General features: G+C 53.7%; 17 protein-coding genes. 8 read left to right on the plus strand and 9 right to left on the minus strand.

Features of this window, described 5'->3' with window-relative positions; genetic code table 11:
• Positions 1-344: 344 nt before the first annotated feature.
• Positions 345-1607, plus strand: a complete 1263-nt coding sequence (locus K9G39_RS10255; protein WP_292004830.1) for a LuxR family transcriptional regulator — start codon at positions 345-347, stop codon at positions 1605-1607.
• A gap of 20 nt (positions 1608-1627) precedes the next feature.
• On the opposite strand, the gene K9G39_RS10260 is transcribed toward K9G39_RS10255, so the two are convergent.
• The 5 genes from K9G39_RS10260 to K9G39_RS10280 all read right to left on the minus strand — a co-directional run bounded on the left by K9G39_RS10260 (position 1628) and on the right by K9G39_RS10280 (position 6189).
• Complete coding sequence (locus tag K9G39_RS10260; protein WP_292004831.1) at positions 1628-1840, minus strand: cysteine-rich CWC family protein; 213 nt, start codon at positions 1838-1840, stop codon at positions 1628-1630.
• 25 nt (positions 1841-1865) lie between these two features.
• Positions 1866-3338 carry a glycerol kinase GlpK gene (gene glpK / locus K9G39_RS10265; protein ID WP_292004832.1) on the minus strand — a complete coding sequence of 491 codons (1473 nt, stop codon included), beginning with the start codon at positions 3336-3338 and terminating at the stop codon, positions 1866-1868.
• A gap of 1 nt (position 3339) precedes the next feature.
• A complete protein-coding gene (locus K9G39_RS10270) occupies positions 3340-4014 on the minus strand; it encodes an HAD family phosphatase (protein WP_292004833.1) in 675 nt (224 codons plus the stop codon).
• A gap of 78 nt (positions 4015-4092) precedes the next feature.
• Positions 4093-5919 carry a radical SAM protein gene (locus tag K9G39_RS10275; RefSeq protein ID WP_292004834.1) on the minus strand — a complete coding sequence of 609 codons (1827 nt, stop codon included), beginning with the start codon at positions 5917-5919 and terminating at the stop codon, positions 4093-4095.
• Positions 5920-6042: 123 nt separating this feature from the next.
• The gene (locus tag K9G39_RS10280; RefSeq protein ID WP_292004835.1) at positions 6043-6189 is read right to left on the minus strand and encodes a hypothetical protein; all 147 of its coding nucleotides are present in this window, start codon (positions 6187-6189) and stop codon (positions 6043-6045) included.
• A gap of 157 nt (positions 6190-6346) precedes the next feature.
• On the opposite strand from K9G39_RS10280, the gene K9G39_RS10285 reads away from it, so the two are divergent.
• On the plus strand, positions 6347-6766 hold the full coding sequence (locus K9G39_RS10285) for a transcriptional repressor (RefSeq protein WP_292004836.1): 420 nt from the start codon (positions 6347-6349) through the stop codon (positions 6764-6766).
• A gap of 272 nt (positions 6767-7038) precedes the next feature.
• Positions 7039-9237, plus strand: coding sequence for a catalase/peroxidase HPI (gene katG, locus K9G39_RS10290; RefSeq protein WP_292004837.1), 2199 nt, complete (start codon positions 7039-7041; stop codon positions 9235-9237).
• Between the two features lie 48 nt (positions 9238-9285).
• On the opposite strand, the gene K9G39_RS10295 is transcribed toward katG, so the two are convergent.
• The 4 genes from K9G39_RS10295 to K9G39_RS10310 all read right to left on the minus strand — a co-directional run bounded on the left by K9G39_RS10295 (position 9286) and on the right by K9G39_RS10310 (position 12281).
• On the minus strand, positions 9286-9987 hold the full coding sequence (locus K9G39_RS10295; protein WP_292004838.1) for a PHP domain-containing protein: 702 nt from the start codon (positions 9985-9987) through the stop codon (positions 9286-9288).
• 157 nt (positions 9988-10144) lie between these two features.
• Positions 10145-11227 (minus strand): SO_0444 family Cu/Zn efflux transporter, encoded by a 1083-nt coding sequence (locus tag K9G39_RS10300; protein ID WP_292004839.1) that lies wholly within the window; start codon positions 11225-11227, stop codon positions 10145-10147.
• Between the two features lie 73 nt (positions 11228-11300).
• Positions 11301-11669 (minus strand): metalloregulator ArsR/SmtB family transcription factor, encoded by a 369-nt coding sequence (locus K9G39_RS10305; RefSeq protein ID WP_292004840.1) that lies wholly within the window; start codon positions 11667-11669, stop codon positions 11301-11303.
• A 165-nt stretch (positions 11670-11834) separates the two neighbouring features.
• The gene (locus K9G39_RS10310) at positions 11835-12281 is read right to left on the minus strand and encodes a hypothetical protein (protein ID WP_292004841.1); all 447 of its coding nucleotides are present in this window, start codon (positions 12279-12281) and stop codon (positions 11835-11837) included.
• A gap of 318 nt (positions 12282-12599) precedes the next feature.
• Here K9G39_RS10310 and K9G39_RS10315 point away from each other — a divergent pair, with 318 nt between their 5' ends.
• The 5 genes from K9G39_RS10315 to K9G39_RS10335 all read left to right on the plus strand — a co-directional run bounded on the left by K9G39_RS10315 (position 12600) and on the right by K9G39_RS10335 (position 18615).
• On the plus strand, positions 12600-14240 hold the full coding sequence (locus K9G39_RS10315; RefSeq protein WP_292004842.1) for a class I SAM-dependent DNA methyltransferase: 1641 nt from the start codon (positions 12600-12602) through the stop codon (positions 14238-14240).
• A 70-nt stretch (positions 14241-14310) separates the two neighbouring features.
• A complete protein-coding gene (locus tag K9G39_RS10320; RefSeq protein WP_292004843.1) occupies positions 14311-14655 on the plus strand; it encodes an ORF6N domain-containing protein in 345 nt (114 codons plus the stop codon).
• A 66-nt stretch (positions 14656-14721) separates the two neighbouring features.
• Positions 14722-16125: a restriction endonuclease subunit S gene (locus K9G39_RS10325; RefSeq protein ID WP_292004844.1), complete on the plus strand. Its 1404-nt coding sequence runs from the start codon at positions 14722-14724 to the stop codon at positions 16123-16125.
• A complete protein-coding gene (locus K9G39_RS10330) occupies positions 16122-18353 on the plus strand; it encodes an AAA family ATPase (protein ID WP_292004845.1) in 2232 nt (743 codons plus the stop codon). The genes K9G39_RS10325 and K9G39_RS10330 overlap by 4 nt, the downstream gene beginning before the upstream one ends.
• Positions 18354-18378: 25 nt before the next feature.
• Positions 18379-18615: a hypothetical protein gene (locus tag K9G39_RS10335; protein ID WP_292004846.1), complete on the plus strand. Its 237-nt coding sequence runs from the start codon at positions 18379-18381 to the stop codon at positions 18613-18615.
• The last annotated feature ends 19 nt before the right edge of the window (positions 18616-18634 follow it).

Genomic DNA, 18634 nt, shown 5'->3' on the forward strand with positions numbered 1-18634 from the left:
CGTCAAATAACATAACCCTTTCGGGCGTTTTACCGTCGAGTCGTTTTGTCTCATTCCTCAACGGGCTCCTAATGTATCACCCCTCTCCCACACTTCCAAATCCTTTTTCCCTTTTCCTCCAAAAAATTCGGGAAAAATGGTTCCTGGACATTTTAAGAGGACATCATTCGATTAAAAAACATCATTACTACTGCGCCGCATATAAAAAAGCGGCCGCTAAAAAAGGATTATTCATATGGATATGTATATTTTGCATGAATGTAACACGGCAAAAAGCTCAAAAATCATCAAGCACAGTCCCCCCCTCTGCAGAACTGAAGCATCAATTCCCCGAACCGAATCTCATGAAAAAAAAGGTTCAGCAACAACCACTCCGGCAGTGCCCCGTAACCCACCTTCCGGTCAGAACACAGCCGGGCTGGAACATCCGTCATGAAGAAGCCGATTATACCGCGGCATTCGAAACCATCGGGCCTGATATTGTCCACGCTCAGGTCGTTACCGATCACGACACCGTTCTGGACTACATGGACATCGAGATGTTCGAATCGGTCTGCAATGAACTGGGAATAATCGGAAAAGCCACGTATGTCATCATAAACCTGAACCACATCCGCGAGATACTGCTCTCGTATAAAAAGGATTTTGCCAACCTGATCTACAACCGGGGACCGATCTTCACCGTGCTGGCAATGTACAATGTGCATCCCGATATCCAGCTTGTTACCGAGGCCGTGGCCGCCTTATGCCCGGACAACACCTGCGCATTCATCGCCGACGATTACCATCAGGCCATACTCGGAATCATGGAATACCGCAGCAATCCTGACCGCCCTGTTCATGACGACGACGTGACGGGCAGCGATGCCTCCGTAAAAAAAGCTTTTCTAAACGCCCTGGCCAGGATGTGCTGGATCGATATGCTTGAGCTTCCGGTTCCTATGCCTGCCGAAGATCATGAATTTCACCCGCTTTTTCTTGCTGTTGAAGAGCTTCGCAAGGATATGCTGGCAAAAGAGGAGAAACACCAGAAAAAAATCGAGCAGATAAAAGAGGATGGACGGCAAAAACTGGAGCTGAACAAAATTCTGCTGAACGCCAAACTTGATCTGCACTCAAAACACGCCTGCCGTTTTGAACATGAAATAACCGACCTCAAAAAGACCATCGCCTGCAGGGAAGCGGAACTTGCACAAATTTCAGCCGTAGCCGAAGAAAAAGCGGACCTGCTCGGAAGGATGTACGAAGAGATAAAAACGGCGAACATCAGCACGGAACAAAAAGAGCATCTGATCGGTCATTGCAGAAAAATGATCGATTCAGGCACCATCGAACAACAGTTCCGCATGGAGCTGACGAAAACCGATTCACGTTTTCTCTCCCTGCTTAAAAAGGAAAATCCCTCCCTTTCGGAAAAAGAGCTCCGCTTGAGCCTGCTCATCAAGCTGGACTACGACACCAGGGAGATCGCCCGGTCGACAGGACTGTCGAAAAGAGGAATCGAAACCGTCAGATACCGCCTGCACAAGAAACTGGGACTGCAGAAACACCAGTCGATGAAGCGATATTTCGCGTCGCTGTCCGAAAAATCCCGACAGGAAATCTGAGGCCGACTGCAAACCGGCATTCACCGGGTTGACGCTGCCTGCCCGATCAGCCGGTCAAGGCAATCGCTGCACACGCAGCTCTCATAACGAGCAGCAAGATAGTCACGCACTTCCTCGGGAATTTTTTTGCCGGAACACCAGCATTCATGCGACAGTGCGCACAGAAACTCCTTTCCGCAAATGGGACAGATAACCGTCCTGCCGCCGCCGTTCTCCTGTTCGTGGGTATGCATGAGTCATGGATCCGGATAGTGTTCTTCAAACTGTTACCGTCTGGCGCAATGCCCTGTTCCAGCCATCGAGGCAGTGCAGACGCAGCTCGTCGTCCATCGATGGCGTGTAAACCTGTTCCGTTCCGTTCAGCCCCTGAAGTTCTCCGGCAGATTGCCAGAAACCGGCCTGCAGGCCCGCGAGCGAAGCGATGCCAAGCGAAGTGGACTCCTTGTTGCGGGGTGTCATGACGGGAATTCCCAGAATATCCGCCTGGAACTGCATCAAAAAACCGTTGTCGACCGCGCCGCCGTCAGCCAGAAGGAACTGCGGAGATATTCCCGTGTCGGCCTCCATGGCCCTGAACACGTCATGCGTCTGATAGGCGATGGACTCAAGCGCAGCACGGACGATATGGTTCCGGTTCGCTCCCCTTGTAAGGCCTGTAATCGAGCCTCGCACCTCCATGTTCCAGTGCGGCGCTCCGAGCCCGGCAAAGGCCGGCACGATATACACTCCGCCGCTGGAAGGCACTGCCCTGGCCATCTCTGCAGAATCGGCGGCATGCCGAAGCAAATGCAGCTCGTCGCGAAGCCACTGCACAACCGCGCCGCCGATGAACACGGATCCTTCGACGGCATAGCACGAACACCCCCCGGCGTCGATTGCCAGTGTTGCGATCAAGCCGTTCCGTGAACGGATACAAGTATCCCCGGTATGCATCACCAGAAAACAGCCGGTACCATAGGTATTTTTAATCATGCCCGGCTCGAAACAGCACTGGCCAAAGAGTGCAGCCTGCTGATCTCCGGCGACAGCGGCCACCGGAACCCCCTGCAGCTCGCGGATTGCGCTTACGGAACCGAAGTCACCCATTGACGGCCTCGCTTCCGGAAGCATCGAGAGCGGCACGCCGAACAGTTCGAGCAGTTCGCGGTCCCACCGTTTTTCCCTGATGTTGAAAAGCAGGGTTCGTGAAGCATTGGTATAATCTGTGGCATGAACCTCTCCTCCGGTCAGCTTCCAGAGCAGCCAGCTGTCGATGGTGCCGAAAATCAGCTGCCCCGGATCGAGCCCGGCATGGCGCTCCAGAATCCAGCGGATTTTCGTGGCGCTGAAATACGCGTCGAGAGGGAGGCCGGTTTTCTCCCTGATGCGCTCCCGCTCCGCCTCGTATCTCCGACAGATATCGCTGGTGCGCCTGCACTGCCAGACGATTGCGTTATGCACCGGCTCTCCGGTATTACGGTTCCAGATAACGGTGGTTTCCCTCTGGTTGGTAATGCCCAGAACGACAACCGGCAGTGCCGAGACCGCAGTCAGTTCCCGGACGGCGGACTCGACACCCCGCCATATTTCGAGTGGATCGTGCTCCACCCATCCCTCGGCAGGGTAGATCTGCGTAAGGGGACGATAGGCCTTGCCGTAAACCTTGCCGTCAGAGCCGTAAAGCACGCAGGTGGTACCGGTGGTGCCCTGATCGATGGCAAGAACAACCCCTTTTGGAGTCACGTCATCCATCTCACGACTCCGATCGGTTGAACGTGCGCCTGCCCGAAAGAGCGTCAACGTGGCGGAGCACCCCCGACACCCGCTCTTCAACCGCAAATGCCAGGTCGAACTGCTGGATGCTGGTCAGCGGGTTCGGCACAACGATGCAGGCGATGCCGGCAGCATGCGCCGAAGCCAGACCGCGCCGCGAATCCTCGACGGCAAGACAGTTGCGGGCATCGAGACCAAGGCGCTCGAGCGCTTTCAGATAGGGCTCTGGATGGGGTTTCGGTCGGCTGATGTCGTCCTCGGTAATGATGACCTCGAAATAATCGAGCATACCGTTATCACGATGCATCCGCTCCACCTTGTCGAGCGGGCTGCCGGTAACAAGGGCAAGCCTGACCTTTCCGGCAAGCTCCGCGATGGTCTCCCGAACATCGGGAAGCAGCGGAACCGGCCGTTCAAGGCTGCGCATGAACGCATCGTTCCGGCCTTCAAGCACTCGCTCGGCCAGCTCCGGCGCCATGCCGAGTTCGAGGGCGATCTCCGAACTGTGCCTTGCGTTCCCGAGGTATTCGATTCCCCAGTACCGGCGGTCGAGTTCAAATCCGGCGGCCGCAAATGCATCTCTGGTGAGATCGAAAAAGAGTGCTTCGCTGTCGACCAGCAGCCCGTCGTTATCCCACAAAATCGCTTCGATCATGCTGTTACGTAAAAGGCATGGATGAGAGAGAGCCAAAGGAAAAAGGTACGCGATTTGCATACAAGGAACAACTTCACCTCATGCGGCAAGCTCGGAAGTTTTTTTGAACGACCTGGAATAGAGAGTAACCAGCCTGCGAAGCACTCGCCAGAAAACAGGATCGCCGGTAATGGAAAAAAGCTGTCCCGCCATGCGCCCTGGATTGTTTTGGATCAGCTCGTTCCTGAAAAGCAATCGCATCAGGCTGTCCATGGAAATCGAACCGGAAGCGGCAACCACTTCATCGAGTCGGATAACCGCTCCGGCAGGCATGCTGTTCACGCTGCGATGTATAATCGAGAGCCGACGGAAGTCGCCCCGCTGTTCAATGATGAAATCAACAGCCTCCTCGCATGAACGCTGAACTGACACCACAACAGGTGACTTCAAGGGCTTATCCGAAGGTCGGCACTGATAGGTTATCTCGGGTTTTTCCCCGGCATACCTTGCAAAAGCCCGGTAGATTGTATCCGTGATAATGCCATCTTCAAGCGTTTTGTTCACCCGCATGAGAAAACAGAGCTGGAAAAGATCTTTCAGCATGGTTATCAGCACGCCACTGACGCTGTTGCGCTTCAGCACCGAACGGTAGTTGCAGAATGCCACATTGCAGTAAACCATCATCTGCACCAGGGTCGGTGTATCCATGCTTCTGGTAGACACGACCGGGCAGAAGTTGTTGTAGAGATCCCAGTCGAACGAGGTGATGTGCCCTTCGTTTTTGTACTCCTCGAAAATTTTCGTGCCGGGGTAGGGAGTCATCGACATGAAAAGAGCCTGCCGGAGCCCCAGCCCTTTGGCGAACTCGGGATACACAAGGGTATCCTCGACGGTTTCCGTGTAATGACCGATAATGAAATACCCCTCGGCGCCGATGCCGTTCCCCCTGACAAGCGATATCGCCCTGGAAACATCGTCGAGCACATTTTTCTTGTTCATCAGCTCGAGCGTTCGGGTATTGGGGCTTTCAATACCGAGTCCCACCTTGCTCAGCCCGATTTTGCGCAGCTTTCCGAGAATCCGCTCCGCCCGGATAAGATCCTTTGCCCTGGTTTCGGTCATGATCCTGAAATTGGTGAGCCCCCGCTCGATCATCATGTCGCATATGGCCTCGGCACGCTTGATATTGGTGAGGAAATTGGCGTCCCAAATCTTGATGAGCTTCTTTTTTTTCGGATCGTGCAGCCGGGCGAACTCCTCAACCACATTTTCGGGGCTTCTGCCCCGCCAGCCCTTGTGCATGGTGTCGTTGGCGCAGAACGAGCACGACCAGGGGCACCCGCGCGACGTATAGATGGTATCGATGGAGTAGTCCGTCCCCTTTTCGCCGTAACGCCGCGGACGGAGACTGCGCAAAGGAAAGGCGATGGAGTCGATCTCGCCGATAACCGGCCTCTGAGCGGTGTAGACAACACCTCCGTTCTCCCGGTAAGCCAGCCCCGGAACCTCTTTCGACAGGCCTTTCAGCACCAGTTCGCGGAAGGTCGACTCCCCTTCGCCGATGGCGACGGCGTCCACGCAGCGGTGCCGGAGCACCTCCTCGGGAAGCGCCGTGGGATGAAACCCTCCCATGACCACAAATACACCGTGCTCCTTCGCTATTTCAGCAAGCCGCAGGGCGTTGTTGAAACAACCGGTCATCGACGAAATCGCCACAAGATCGACCGGTCGCTGTTTCAGCAGGGCCCTGAAGCTGTCGTACAGACCGTCGTTATAGTAGTTTTCAGGGATCACCAGACTTTCCACATCATGCTCGACAGCCGCGGCAAGATAGCAGATGCCGATACAATCGGATATATACCTGGGAAAAGGAGAAATGACCGCCTGGGGAGCTTCGATGAGGCAGATGTTTTTGAAAAAAGCCATAAGGTACTCCGGGGAGATGAATATTTCGTTACTACCGGCCAATCACCGCTTCACTATCCGTGAACCGACATTAACCCCGGCCCATCGAGGGTACGCACCCAGCAGGGGCGTCATGCTTCATTATCACCCGACAACCAGAACCTTGAAAAGCGTCTCGCCATGCTTCGGGTCGGGAAGCCTGTAGATTCCAGTAAGATTGAGAAGTGAGAGGAGCGCCGTCAGGGCAAAAACCGCAACGCATATCCAGATGATAACCTGCAAGGGATCCATGGCGCAATGATTTGTATTATATAAACACAATACAGTACTGTAATATACATGTTTTACCGCTTCCGACGAAAGGGCGTTGCAAGCGGCAGCTCTTTCCGGTTCGGGCTTTGTGGAAGAATTCGTAGATTCCCAGCATAACCGAAACCGGAACATTCCCATGCAGCAAGAATCCAGGCCAAAACCATTACGCTTCAGCCGGCAGCGGCAACGGCTGCTTGAGCTCCTGCAATCGACCGGCACCCACCCCACCGCCGGATGGCTCTACGATATGCTGAAACCGGAATTCCCGCACCTCAGCCTCGGCACCGTCTACCGGAACCTTGCCGTCCTGATCGAACAGGGCGTGGTTAAAAAAATCGACGCGGGCAGCACCTTCGACCGGTTCGAAGCGAAAACAACACCCCACTACCATCTCATCTGCCGGGAATGCGGAACCATCATCGATTTCGAAAAGCAGCTCTTTCCGGAAATCGACGCCGTCATCAGCGCGGCTGCCGACTTTGCCGTTGAAGGGCACCGCATCGATTTTTTCGGCACCTGCAGCGCATGCCGAGCCCGAAACGGGAATAACTCTTGATTGAACCGGATATTTTTTTTATCCTATTATCAATAATCATTCCGATTACTGATGCGAACCAAAACGGGCAATTAACCGTTTCAGCTTTACCGTCAGCGCATCCCGGCAAGCATGCTTATTACCTCTAAGCCGCGAGTGTCAAGCGACATAATGCATGGAGCGCGAGTGTAGAGGCACCGATGGAGGGTCGAAAAAATCGGGGCAACGCCGCCAGAAAAGATCGGAACATACAGTAAGAGGCACCCATCTACATCACGAAAGGAGAAACTATCATGAGCGAACAAAGCAAGTGCCCGGTAACGGGCAGAACAGCCGGCAGCCCGGGCTCCGGCGGAGGCATGTCGAACCGTGACTGGTGGCCGAACCAGCTGCATCTCGATATGCTTCATCAGCACTCTTCCCTCGGCAATCCCATGGATGAGAAGTTCAGGTACAGAGAGGAATTCAACAAACTCGACCTGGAGGCCGTAAAAAAAGACCTCTACCTGCTCATGACCGATTCGCAGGAGTGGTGGCCGGCCGACTATGGTCATTACGGCGGGCTTTTCATCCGCATGGCGTGGCACAGCGCGGGAACCTATCGAACTGGCGACGGCCGCGGCGGGGGAGGCACAGGCAATCAGCGCTTCGCACCGCTCAACAGCTGGCCCGACAATGCGAACCTCGACAAGGCGCGCAGACTGCTCTGGCCGATCAAGCAGAAGTACGGGAAAAAACTGTCCTGGGCCGACCTCATGATCCTTGCGGGCAACTGCGCGCTGGAGTCGATGGGGTTCAAAACCTTCGGGTTCGGCGGAGGACGCGTGGACATCTGGGAGCCGGAAGAGGATATTTACTGGGGCAAGGAGGTAGAGTGGCTCGGCGACAACCGCTACAGCGGGGAACGAGATCTTGAAAACCCCCTGGCCGCCGTGCAGATGGGCCTGATCTACGTCAATCCCGAAGGGCCTGACGGCAAGCCTGATCCCGTTGCCGCCGGAAAGGATATTCGCGAAACCTTTGCGCGCATGGCCATGAACGACGAAGAGACCGTGGCGCTCGTCGCCGGTGGGCACACCTTCGGGAAATGTCACGGCGTCGGCGATCCGAAGCTGGTGGGCCCCGAGCCCGAAGCCGCCCCTATCGAAGAGCAGGGGCTTGGCTGGAAGAGCGGCTACGGCAGCGGCAAGGGGGACGAGACCATGACCAGCGGACTGGAAGGAGCATGGACGCCCGACCCGATTCATTGGGACATGGGCTATCTCGGCATGCTCTTCAAATATGAGTGGGAGCTGATCAAGAGCCCCGTCGGTGCCTGGCAGTGGAAGCCGAAAGATGTAGCCGAGGAGGATCTCGCCCCGGCGGCCCACGATCCGTCGAAACGAGTGCCGACCATGATGACCACCGCGGACCTTGCGATGCGCATGGATCCGATTTACGGACCGATTTCACGGCGCTTCCATGAGCATCCCGATCAGTTTGCCGACGCCTTCGCTCGTGCCTGGTTCAAGCTGACGCATCGCGACATGGGCCCCAAATCGCGCTATCTCGGCGCCGAGGTTCCGGATGAAGACCTGATCTGGCAGGATCCGGTGCCGCCGGTCGATCATGAGCTGATCGGGGATGGAGAGATCGCAGAACTCAAGAAGCGGCTCCTCGCCTCCGGTCTCCCGATTCCGGAACTGGTCTCGACGGCCTGGGCGTCGGCCTCCACCTTCCGCGGTTCGGACAAGCGCGGCGGCGCTAACGGCGCTCGCATCCGGCTCGCGCCTCAGAAAGAGTGGGAAGTCAACCAGCCGGAACAGCTGCAGCGGGTGCTGCACGAACTCGAAAAAATCCGCGATACATTCAACGGCGAACAGTCTGGCGGAAAGCGGATTTCACTTGCCGATCTGATCGTGCTGGGCGGCTGCGCCGCCGTAGAAGAGGCGGCACGGCGTGCCGGACACGACGTGACCATCCCCTTCGCACCGGGCCGCACGGATGCCTCGCAGGCAGAGACCGACGTGGAGTCGTTTGCCGTGCTCGAACCGCTCGCTGACGGTTTCCGCAACTACACCAAACGGAAATACAGTGTGACGCCGGAAGAGATGCTGATAGACCGCTCGCAGTTGCTGACGCTTACCGCTCCGGAAATGACCGTGCTTCTGGGCGGCCTGCGTGTGCTTGGCGTCAATTTCCGGCAGTCGCCGCACGGCGTATTCACCAGACGTCCGGAAACGCTCACCAACGACTTTTTCGTGAATCTGCTCGACATGGGCACGGAGTGGAAACCGCTCTCGCATGAGCACGACACGTTCGAAGGCCGCGACCGAAAAACCGGCGAACCCAGGTGGAGCGCCACCCGCGTCGACCTCATCTTCGGCTCGAACGCAAGGCTTCGGGCCATCTCGGAAGTGTACGGAAGCGATGACGCACAGGAAAAGTTCGTGCACGACTTCGTGGCCGCATGGAACAAGGTGATGAATCTGGACCGGTTTGATATTGCGTAAAAACGTATGGCGGACGGCCCTGAAAAGGGCCGCCCGCCAAAAACGGTGTCACTTGATCTTCCCTCCACGGTAGAGAAACAGCGAAACCCGGTCGTTCCTGCGGATAGCCGCCTTGACCGACTCCACATTCCTGTCGCACTGCAGGAGCGTTTTCCATGAGAGCAGATGGCGCTCCTCGTGAAAATCGGAGTTGCCGATATAGTTGAATTTTTTCAGCCCGACCACATTGAACAGGTCGTCGCGATTGGCCACCTCCCACGCGTCGAACATGGTTGCAAGCCTCTCGTGGTTCTCCCAGAGATGGAACGATGGGTCGTCGCCGGAATGGTTCCTGATGTAGGGATGGCAGGCAACCGAGATCCCCTGCTGCCTTCTGATGCAGGCGATGATCTCCTCGACCGAAAGATCGGGCGAGATATACTCCTTGATATCGATGGCGAGAATATGGTAGCGGGAGGTATTGTTGGTCAGTTCGACACCGGGAATGAGCAGCATGTTGTAACGCTCCCAGGCGCTGCGTGCCGCATCCCACAACTCCTCCTGATAGGCGCGGAATTCGGAACTGTCCATGACCGAAAGCTCCGAAACCGGCCGGCCCGATCTTCTGATGCTTTCGGTGTCGAGCACGTGATCGGTTATCGCTATGACATCGAAGCCCGCTTCGCCGTAGAGCGAAACAACCTCGCCCGGCGAATACGTTCCGTCGCTCCAGGTCGTATGAATATGAAAATCACAGTAGAGCCATTGCATAGGGTTCCAGCTACGTTATAAAGCCTGAACGTTATGCGCCAAAGGTACGCAATGCAGTGTTGAGGAACTGTGACCGGGCGGTGACGGCTGTGCAAACTTTTCGCCGGGGTGCACGCCATTCCGGCCTTGAGCGGGTCGTATGCCGAATCACAGACGCTTAATGGGCATGAGCTTTAGCGGGCAGCATCGCCCTGGCCACCAGCACGACGAGCACCACTGCCGAGAGAACGGCAAGAGGGCCGCTCTCCTCGTGGGCAGATGCCGTGAGCCAGCCGGTGATGCCGATGCCGAGCGAAGCATACAGCGCATTGAGGGCGATGCCGGCAAGGAACGACATTGCAACGATCACGGCCACATAGACCACGGTGGCCCGTTTGCCGATCAGTTTCGCAATGACCGTGATTGCCGCTGCGTTGGTTGCCGGTCCGGCCAGCAGGAACACAAGCGCTGCACCGGGCGATATGCCCTTCAGGGCCAGCGCGGCGGCTATCGGCGTCGAAGCCGTGGCGCAGACGTAGAGCGGCACGGAGATAGCGAGCATGAGCAGCATGGAGAGATACTCGTTCGACAGGTAGCGGCTCACGATTTCAGGAGAGAGAAACACGGAAATCACCCCGGCAAGCAGAACGCCGAAAAACAGCCAGCCGCCGATATCCTTCAGGAGATCGCCAAAGGCGAAACGCATGCCTTTCATGAATTTCGGGACCAGCCCCTGCGGTTCCGGCTCCCTGTGGCTGCAGCAGCAGCCTGACGCGCAGGCATCCTGCGATTCCGCCACGGCATTCGGCGCTCTTTCAGTGCCTTCGCCCCCTGAATGCCTGTCGGTAAAGGAGACCGCAATGCCGGCAGCCACGGCGGTGAAAAACGCCACTACCGGGCGGATGAGGGTCATGAGCGGATCGAGCAGCGCCCACGATACCGCAATGGAGTCCACGCCGGTCTCGGGCGTCGAAATGAGAAACGAGGTAACCGCGCCTTTTCCCGCTCCCTGTTTTTTCAGCCCCGCCGCCGCAGGCAGCACGCCGCAGCTGCAGAGCGGAATGGGCACGCCCATGGCCGCCGCCTTGAAAATGGATGCCGTGCCGCCCCCGCCGAGATGCCGGGCGACGAAATCGTCCGGGAGAAACGCCTTCAGGAGACCGGCCACGAAAAAGCCGAGCAGCACGAAGGGCGCAGATTCCAGCAGAACATTCCACGAAGCCAGAAGGACATGTATAAGCGTATCGATAACGGTGTTCATGACGGCAATATTTACTTCTTACGTATTATTATATGATAATATGTTCATATATAACAAAAGCAAAAGGGAGCCGCTATCTCCTCAACTCCCTCACATGCTCCGAGCCCATGCGGACAAGTTCCGATATATGCTCGTCGTCGAGGCTGTAGAGCACATTCTTGCCCTGCTTGCGCGATTTCACGATCCTTGCGTCGCGCAGCACCCTGAGCTGATGCGACACCGCCGACTGGTTCATGCCGAGCAGCGCCGTGATGTCGCACACGCAGAGCTCCGAACGGTAGAGCGCATCGAGTATCCTGATGCGCGTATTGTCGCCAAGCACCTTGAAGAGCTGCGCAAGCTCTTCCGAAGGAACACTGCCAAGCATCTGTGTGCGCACCGATTCCACCACATCCGGGTGTATGCACTGCTCCTCGCAGCGGTCGTGTTCATGTTCCTGCATCGGCAAATCGGATTATATATGAGCGATCATTCATATGATAACAAATAAATAACGCCCTGTCAACCCCGAAAAAGTGAAAAATGCACATATGGAGTTATTTCTTCAGCTCCGAAGGAGCGGAATACCGGTAGTCCGGGGTACAACGCCGAAAAAGTGTTAATACCGCTACGATACCAGATACCCCCACACGGTAACTCTTCTTTTCACCGGCGCCCGGTTATAGGCGAACACCTCCACGTAGGGGCCCATCACCGGAATGCGGGCAATGTAGGTGCTGACGTTGTGCGGACTCCCGTGCCAGCTTGCACGCCCTGAAACCTCGATGAAGTTGGTGCTCTGCGGGCTGGTCACGTTCTCCTCGAGATTCACGTAACGCCGGGCGGCCAGCTTGCCGTTTTCGTCGAACGCGAAGGTAACACCGAGATCCACCGGAGGCTCGTCGCTCTTTTCCTGATTGAAGCGTACGAAAATGTTCAGATAACTGTAGCCGATCACTTCAGAGTAAGGCGGGATGCTGAGACCCATACCGGGGGCAATTTCCTGATCGGTCATGAACTTCACAATACGGGTACAGGCGGGCTCGCAGGGCTTGAGCACTTTGGTTTCCGGCATCGGAGTCTCCGTTTAGGGTTGGTGTGTAACGTGCAACGAAAAACAGGAACGGCTCCTCGAAAAACCTGCTGCGGAAGCCTATTTCAGAGGAGCCTATAAAGAACCTGAAAAATAACCTCTTCCGGCGTCATTCACAACGAGCGCTCCCCTTTACGTTGAGCTTCCTGCCGATTGCGAATGCCTGTTATGCTGATATATCATGCGCAGAAATACTGAAAAAAACAGGCGATTACCTACATTAACAAGAACCGGCATGATGGGTTATATGGGCTCTCTCCCGGCATTGTTATTCCCCGGGAAACAAAGAACGAAACGCTGATGGCTAACAAGAACGGCAATGGAAAATCCCTCGAATCCTGGATATGGGATGCGGCATGTTCCATCCGTGGCGCAAAGGACGCGCCGAAATACAAGGACTACATTCTCCCGCTCATTTTCACCAAGCGCCTCTGCGACGTCTTCGACGACGAACTGAACCGTATTGCCGCCGAGGTCGGTTCGCGCCAGAAGGCTTTCGAGCTCGCCAGAGCCGACCATAAACTGGTTCGCTTCTATCTGCCCCTCGTTCCGGACGATTTCGAGCAGCCGGTCTGGTCGGTCATCCGCATGCTCTCCAGCAAAATCGGCGAAAGCGTCACCAGCTACATGCGGGGCATCGCCAGAGAAAATCCGCTTTTGCAGGGTATCATCGACCGCGTGGACTTCAACGCCACCACGCATGGCCAGCGCGATATCGACGACGACCGCCTGTCCAACCTCATCGAGGCAGTCAGCACCAAGCGGCTCGGCCTCGACGACGTGGAGGCCGACATTATCGGCAAGAGCTACGAGTACCTGATCCGCAAGTTCGCCGAAGGCGGCGGCCAGAGCGCCGGCGAGTTCTACTCCCCTCCCGAGGTCGGCACCATCATGTCGCGGGTGCTCCAGCCCGAGCCCGGCATGGAAATCTACGACCCCACCTGCGGCTCCGGCGGCCTGCTCGTCAAATGCGAAATCGCCATGGAGGAGAGCGCGAAGGGAATAAAGGAGGGCGGACATTCCTGTCCGCCATTACATTCTGAACTCAATGGATATCCACCATGCAATGGCGGGTTGGAAAACCCGCCCCCCGTTCCCCTGAAACTGTTCGGCCAGGAGTACGTTCCGGAAACGTGGGCCATGGCCAACATGAACATGATCATCCACGACATGGAGGGCGTGATCGAAATCGGCGATACCTTCAAGAACCCCAAATTCCGCAACCGGCAGGGAAGACTCCGCACCTTTGACCGCGTGGTCGCCAATCCCATGTGGAACCAGGACTGGTTCACCGAAGCCGACTACGACAACGACGAATTCGACCGATTCCCGCCGGGAGCCGGTTTCCCCGGCAAATCATCCGCCGACTGGGGCTGGGTGCAGCACATCCATGCCAGCCTTAACGACAGCGGCCGCGCAGCCGTCATTCTCGATACCGGAGCCGCTTCGCGCGGCTCGGGCAATGCCGGCACCAACAAGGAAAAGGGCGTCCGCCAGTGGTTCGTCGAGCGCGACCTCATCGAAGGCGTGCTCTACCTGCCCGAGAACCTGTTTTACAACACCACCGCTCCGGGCATCGTGCTGTTCCTGAACAAGGCGAAGCAAGAGGAAAAACGGAACCGTGTGCTGCTCGTCAACGCCAGCCGGATTTTCGAGAAGGGCGATCCCAAGAACTTCATCCCCGACGAAGGCCTCAGTCGCATCGTCGAAACCCTGATCGGGTGGAAGGAGGAGGAGAAGTTCAGCCGCATCGTCGATCACGCCGAGCTGAAAAAGAACGACTACAACATCTCCCCCAGCCGATACATTCACACCGGCAAAGCCGAAACCTACCGGCCCATCGCCGAAATAGTCGAGGAGCTGAACGCCATCGAAGAAGAAGCCAAAGCAACCGACAAAGCCCTGCAGGAAATTCTCAGGCAGTTGGGAGTAGGGATATGAAGAGCGCGTTACAGCCAAAGAAGCATCAGAATTTCGCGTCTTGAAATCAGGAAATGGAACAACGCGTTCAATGAACCAGAAAGCTCATGGCATGATACAGCACGATGCTATCATCAAGGCAGATCAGATACAGAACCTGATTTTTACTATCCGGGGTGTTCAGGTGATGATCGATCGGGATCTGGCTGCTGTCTATGGGGTTGAAAACAAACGTCTTAATGAGCAGGTAAAACGTAATGTCGAGCGCTTTCCCGAAGCATTTCGTTTTCAGCTTACCAATGAGGAGAAAGCGGAACTGGTCGCAAATTGCGACCGGTTCGAATCCCTGAAGCATTCGACCGTCAACCCTTATGCTTTTACCGAACAGGGCATTTTCAGACCAGGAAAAAAAGTGGTTCGCTTTCTCATGATTTGAAACCGGAGCCATCAAGATGCTTGAAAAACTGAAAGAAAGGGCAATGGATAAGGACGGAGGACTGCCATGAAGGATCTCATGCCAACCGGACAAGTCGAGACCTATGAGGCCAATGTCACCCCATCAGGCGCTATGCCTTGCGGGTTGGAAAACCCGCCCTCCGTTGAAAGAGATTCTGGAGGAGGATTGGGTCTGAGCGAATGGCCAGATTTTAAAATCCCCATTGAGTGGTCTTTCGTCCGTATAAACGATTTAGCCGTAAAGCTCAAGGCCGGAGGAACACCAAGCCGACAGAACAAAGCCTATTTCGGTGGTAATATCCCGTTTGTACTTATCGACGATATGACAAGTAGCGGGGTCTATTTGAAAGCGACAAAAGAAACTATATCTCAGAAGGGCCTGGATTCTTGTAGTGCATGGATTGTGCCAGAGAATAGCATCCTGCTCTCAATGTATGCGACAATTGGCGCAACAGTGATTAATACAATGCCCGTCGCCACCAATCAGGCGATAATCGCGATTATCCCGCATGAAAATTGCGACCGCGTATATCTATCCTTTTGCCTCCGAGCACACAATGTACATTTAGCCCGGCTGAATGTTGAATCAACCCAGAAGAATATCAATAAGGGCATTGTTTCGTCATTTCCAATTCCACTGCCGCCCCTCCTCGAACAGAAGAAAATCGCACACATTCTTTCGACAGTGCAACGGGCGATTGAAGCGCAGGAGCGGCTCATCCAGACAACCACCGAGCTGAAAAAGGCCCTCATGCACAAGCTCTTTACTGAAGGCCTCCGCCACGAACCCCAAAAACAAACCGAAATTGGGTTGGTGCCTGAGAGCTGGGAGGTTATTGAATTAGGCGACATGCTTAAACTCGCTCAATATGGACTATCTGTTAAAGGAAATGATGAGGGAAACTACCCGATTCTACGAATGACAAATCAGGTCAATGGGCAAATCGTTAACCGCAATCTGCAATACGTTGAAATCAGTGATGCAGACCATGCGAAATTCAAAGTCGAGCGAGGAGATATTCTGTTCAACCGTACCAACAGCCTCGATCTTGTCGGAAGGACCGCGATTTTCGATATTGGAGGAGACTTCGTTTTTGCCTCGTATCTGATTCGGTTACAAACAGATGAGAAACATCTCAATCCTTTTTTTCTAAATTGCTACTTTAATACTGACGAAATTCAGGTACGATTGAAATCAATAGCAACACGGGCAGTCAGCCAAAGCAATATCAGTGCAAGTCGCCTGAAAGGCTTTCCGATCCCCAAACCAAGTTTGGATGAGCAGGAAGAAATGGTAACCGCCTCGCTAGCGCTTGATCGGAAGCTTGCCGTCCATCAGGCCAAGCTGGAGCAACTCCAAGCTCTCTTCCACATGCTTCTTCACGAACTGATGACCGCCAAAACCCGCGTTCACGATATTAATCTTCTAACGGGAGGCCAATCCGCATGATCGAAAGAATCCAGATCAGGAATTTTGCGACCTACGGAACAGTTACCGAAGAAATGGCTGAATTAAAAGAAATCAACTTCGTTTACGGTTCAAATGGAACCGGGAAGACAACCATTTCAAGAATCATCGCTAATTGTGGTTCTCACCCAGATTGCTCGCTCGGCTGGCACGGAGGAGTGCCGAATGAGCTTCTCGTATACAATCGGGACTTTGTTGAGCGGAATTTCAACCAACCTGACGAACTCAAGGGAATCTTTACGCTTGGGGAGAAAGATAAGGAGACTCTAGAAAAGATTGAATCTGCTAAATCGGAATTGGATAAGATCAAGGAGAAGATCATCCAAATAAAGGCAACCCTCTTTGGTGAAGATGGTAATAGCGGAAAAAGTGCTGAACTAGCTGAGCTTGAAACTGAATTTGAAGTTAAGTGCTGGGACTTGAAACTGAAATACGATGAGAAACTTCAGGGCGCATTTGTTGGTGTCCGAGGAAAGAGAAGTGCTTTTAAGGCGCGCATTCTAACGGAATCTGCATCTAATACCTCCGCAGTTGTCTCACTAGCAGACATTGAAAAGAAAGCTGAAACGGTTTTCGGGGAAGCTCCACAGGCGGTTTTAATGCTTTCCGTACCGAATTGGGGCGACCTGCTTGCTCACGAGGCCAATAAAATTTTACATAAAAAGGTAATCGGCAAAACGGATGTCGATATTGCTGCATTAATCCAGAAACTTGGAAACAGCGACTGGGTCAAACAGGGGCGAGCCTTCTTCGATCCTGAAGAACGTGTATGTCCGTTTTGCCAACAAGTCACACCATCCTCACTGGAAAACAGTTTGAACGAATATTTCGACGAAACGTTCATCGCAGAAACCGAGGCAATCGAAAAAATTTACACTGACTATAAAACGGAATCCGAACGGGTTCAGCGAAGTGTTCAGACGCTTCTCGATGATCAGTCGAAATTTCTTGATGTGGAGAAGCTTCAGGGCGAAAGTGATCTTCTCAAATCGAAAATTCGAATTAACATTCAGCTCATAGAAGAGAAACGTCGTGAGTCCAGTAAATCGGTCGAGCTTGATTCTCTGAAGAACGTGTTCGATGCGATAAAAAAGCTCGTTGAAGACACAAATGTAGTGATTCAGAAGCATAATAAAATGGTTTCAAATCTTGATGCCGAACGAACTGAACTAACAGGTCAAGTTTGGCGGTATTTACTCGATCAGGAAATAAAGACTGTATTGGCAATATTCAAAGGAAAGAAAATTGGACTCCAGAAAGCAATTGAGAGCCTTGAAAACCAAAAAAACGAGCATGTTAAAGAGCAGCAAATAAAGGAACAAGAGATTCGAGACCTTGAGAAGAATACGACTAGCATTCAACCGACAATAGATAGCATAAATACTTTATTACGCTCTTTTGGCTTCACCGGATTTTCCTTAGCAAAATCAAAGAAAGAACGCTTCTACAAGATTCAGCGCTCTGACGGATCTGATGCCAAAGAAACATTGAGCGAAGGAGAGAAAAGCTTCATCACGTTCCTCTATTTTTATCATCTACTCAAGGGTAGCGAGACTGAGAGTGGAATAACGTCTGACCGTGTTGTTGTTTTCGACGACCCTGTATCCAGTTTAGACAGTGATATTCTGTTTATCGTGAGCAATTTGATCAAAGGGGTGTTTGATGAAGTGAGGAGTGATAGCGGAACCATAAAGCAGGTTTTCGTACTGACTCACAACGTTTATTTCCACAAAGAAGTCTCATTCCACCCGAAGCGATCTGCCGATGGCCGATTGAAGGACGAAACTTTTTGGACGGTCAGGAAGTCAAATCAAGAATCAAGGATTCAACGTCATGAGACGAATCCCATCAAAACATCATACGAATTGCTCTGGGTCGAAGTCAAAAATCCAGATCGAGACAATCTTGCTATCCAGAATACAATGCGTCGGATTCTTGAGAACTACTTCAAGATCCTTGGAAATGTTAATTCCGATGATATCTGTGCCCATTTTGAGGGGAGGGAAAAGCTGACCTGCCGTTCATTATTTTCATGGATCAACGATGGATCACATTTTGCACACGATTCACTTTACGTATCGATCGATGATTCTATGGTCGCAAGCTATCTGAGCGTCTTCAAAAAAATATTCGATGAGACAGGCCACATCGCTCATTACAACATGATGATGGGTGAAGATGCGATCGCGGCAAAAACGGTAACTTTATAAAATAATACACTATAGTCAGGAATAAATGCCCACACCCTCCGAACACAAAACCGTCCAATCCCGCATCCTTGCCTACGCGCAAGAGATCGGCTGGGCTGTTGTGCCTCGCGAGGAGGCGGAAGAAAGGAGATGTGGATTCTCCCTCTTCTTCGACGACCTGCTCGATGCCAAGATTCGGGAGTTCAATCCTCGCTATACCAAGGTAGAGTGGACGTTGATTGGACAGTTCCGTCACGTAGCAGCCACCATGCGTTTCTATTAATTCAAGCAAGCATCCAAAC

The organism is Chlorobium sp., from assembly GCF_021740465.1.
Taxonomy (GTDB): domain Bacteria; phylum Bacteroidota; class Chlorobiia; order Chlorobiales; family Chlorobiaceae; genus Chlorobium.